Annotated in this window: 3 protein-coding genes; 1 reads left to right on the plus strand and 2 read right to left on the minus strand. The window is 73.8% G+C overall.

What is annotated here, in order from left to right; all coding sequences use genetic code 11:
* Positions 1-806 (minus strand): HEAT repeat domain-containing protein (locus LLG88_00760; protein ID MCE5245441.1); only part of this gene is annotated, 806 nt, incomplete at its 3' end.
* 2 nt (positions 807-808) lie between these two features.
* Positions 809-1114: a hypothetical protein gene (locus LLG88_00765; GenBank protein MCE5245442.1), complete on the minus strand. Its 306-nt coding sequence runs from the start codon at positions 1112-1114 to the stop codon at positions 809-811.
* A 195-nt stretch (positions 1115-1309) separates the two neighbouring features.
* Here LLG88_00765 and LLG88_00770 point away from each other — a divergent pair, with 195 nt between their 5' ends.
* Complete coding sequence (locus LLG88_00770) at positions 1310-2155, plus strand: HDOD domain-containing protein (GenBank protein ID MCE5245443.1); 846 nt, start codon at positions 1310-1312, stop codon at positions 2153-2155.
* Positions 2156-2381 lie beyond the last annotated feature (226 nt).

Genomic DNA, 2381 nt, shown 5'->3' on the forward strand with positions numbered 1-2381 from the left:
GCCGCGGCCTCGCGCGCCGCCGCGTCCGCCGCCGCCTTCTCCGCGGCCAGACGCGCCTTCTCCGCCTCCTCCAGCTTCTTGGCGACCGCCGGCGGGATCGGCGGGCCGGCCGGGCCGCACGAGGCGCCCGGGTCGAGGTCGAGCAGGATCCGCCGCGCCGCGCCCCGCTCCTGCGGGTCGCTGGCGTCGCGCAGGCCGGAGAGCAGGTCGCGCGAGCAGGGGTCCTTCAGGCGGGCCAGGGCGTCCAAGGCGGCGAAGCGGACGAGCTGGTCGTCGTCGTCGAGCGCGGCCATCGCCGCGTCCGACGCCTCGGGCACGCCGATCTCGCTCAGCGCCTCGATCGCCGCGCGCCGGACGTCCTCGTCCGGTTCGTCGAGCAGGCGGAAAAGCGGCGTCGCCCCCTCGGGGGCGCGCAGCATGGCCAGCGACTGGATCGCCCGCCGACGGACGAGGGCGATCGGATCCCCGACCAGCGGGTCGAGGGTCGGCACCCCCTTGGCGCTGCCGAGCTGCCCCAGCGCGCCGGCGGCGCTGGCGCGGACGCCGGGATCCTTGTCGGCCGCGGCGATCGCGAGCAGCGGGATCAGCTCTTCGTTGCGACTGCGCCCGATCGCGGCGGCGGCGGTCGCGCGGACCTTCGGCTGGGAGGCGCGCAGCGCGATCTCCAGCGTCCGCTGGTCGAGCCGGCCGTCCCGTTCCGCGGCGTAGATCGCGTCGACCTGCCGCTCCACGCTCCGCCCGCAGCCGGCGGCGGCGAGCGCCAGCGCGGCCACGGCGAGCGTCGAAAGGAAGCGGCGGGTCGTCACGGTCAGTCGTAGTCCATCGGATTGATCCGCTTCTTGCGCGGATCGGCGGCGGCCTTCTCCTTCGCCGTCTCGAACTTCTTGTCCAGCGAGGCGCGGCGCGCGCTCTCGGCCTTGAAGGCGTCGGCGAACTGCCGCTCGCGCGAGCCGTCCGCCGCGCGCAGCTCGCCCAGCGCCGTCTCGAAGTCGGTCCCGTCTCCCCGCGGCGCCGCCGCGTGGAGCACGATGCCGGTGGCGACGTCGATCGTCAGGGTCCCCTTGCACAGCGGACACTGGACTTCGATCTTATCGGTGGAGTTCGGATCGGCCATGGGCTGGTCCCTCGTCGGGATGCGGGTCGCGCTCCCGCGCCGGACGGCGCGGGACGGCCTGCCGCGGCGGGGCCAAGATGCACCCGGCGACCGGGGGGATGCAAGTTTCCGGTCGAGGACGCAGAATCGACGGGACGGGCGCTCGGCCCGTTCCTCTTCCGCCCCGCCGCAGGGGCCGCCGCAGCGAGGAAATCCGTGACCCCCCCAGTTCCGCACTCTCCGCAGGACGTGATCCGCAACCTGCTCGCCGGCGCGGGCGAACTCCCCGTGCTGCCGGACGTCGCGGTCCGGATCCTCGAGGAGATGAAGTCGCCGAACGTCAACGCGCGGAAGCTGGCGGAGTTCGTCAGCAAGGATCCGGTGTTGGCGAGCTCGGTCCTGCGCGTGGCCAACTCCGCGCTCTACGGGGGGCGGTCGGAGATCACCGACCTGCCGTACGCGATGGTCCGCGTCGGCCTGCAGCAGGTGAAGAACCTCGTCCTCGCCCTCGTCCTCCGCTCGCGGATGGCCGACCCGCAGGTCTACGGCACGCTCGGCGCCTCGCTGATGGAGCACGCCCTCGCCGTCGCCTTCGGCGCGCGGCTGGTCGCCGACATGGCGAACATCGACAGCCAGGAGTCGTTCCTCTGCGGCCTCCTGCACGACTTCGGCCGCCTGGCGCTGATCAAGGCGCTGCGCGAGTCGGCGGGGATCCGCCGCGGCGACCTCGCGCCGGAACAGATGCTGATGGTCGACCAGTACCACGAGGAGGCGGGCGCGATGCTCGCCGCGAACTGGCGGCTGCCGGAGGCGGTCGTCGTCGTCGCGCGGCGCCACCACCACCCGGAACAGGCGACCGACCACAAGGAGATGGTCGCGGCCGTCGCCTTCGCCGACCAGATGGCCCACAAGCTGGGTCTCGGCGGCGACGCCGAGCCGGCGATCGACCTCAACGGCCATCCGGCGGTGAAGATCCTCAACCTCAAGCAGGACGAGGTGGCGGATCTCGTCGGCCACATGCCGGGGCTCTTCGCGACCGCGCGCGCGGCGATGTACGCCTGACGCCGTCCGCCGCGGACGAGGCGAAAACGAAACCGCGCGGGGTTTTCCCCGCGCGGTTCGCGTTCCGGGATCCGCGCCGTCGTTTCCCGCGGCACGGCCGCTCGGTCGTCCGCTTCGTCTCCCGCGGCGCCTGGCGCTCAGTCGTCCGCTTCGTCTCCCGCGGCGCCTGGCGCTCAGTCGTCCGACTCGTCGGGAGCGCGCGCCCCGGCGAAGCGGGCCAGCCCGT

This window comes from bacterium (assembly GCA_021372775.1).
GTDB lineage: Bacteria > Acidobacteriota > Polarisedimenticolia > J045 > J045 > JAJFTU01.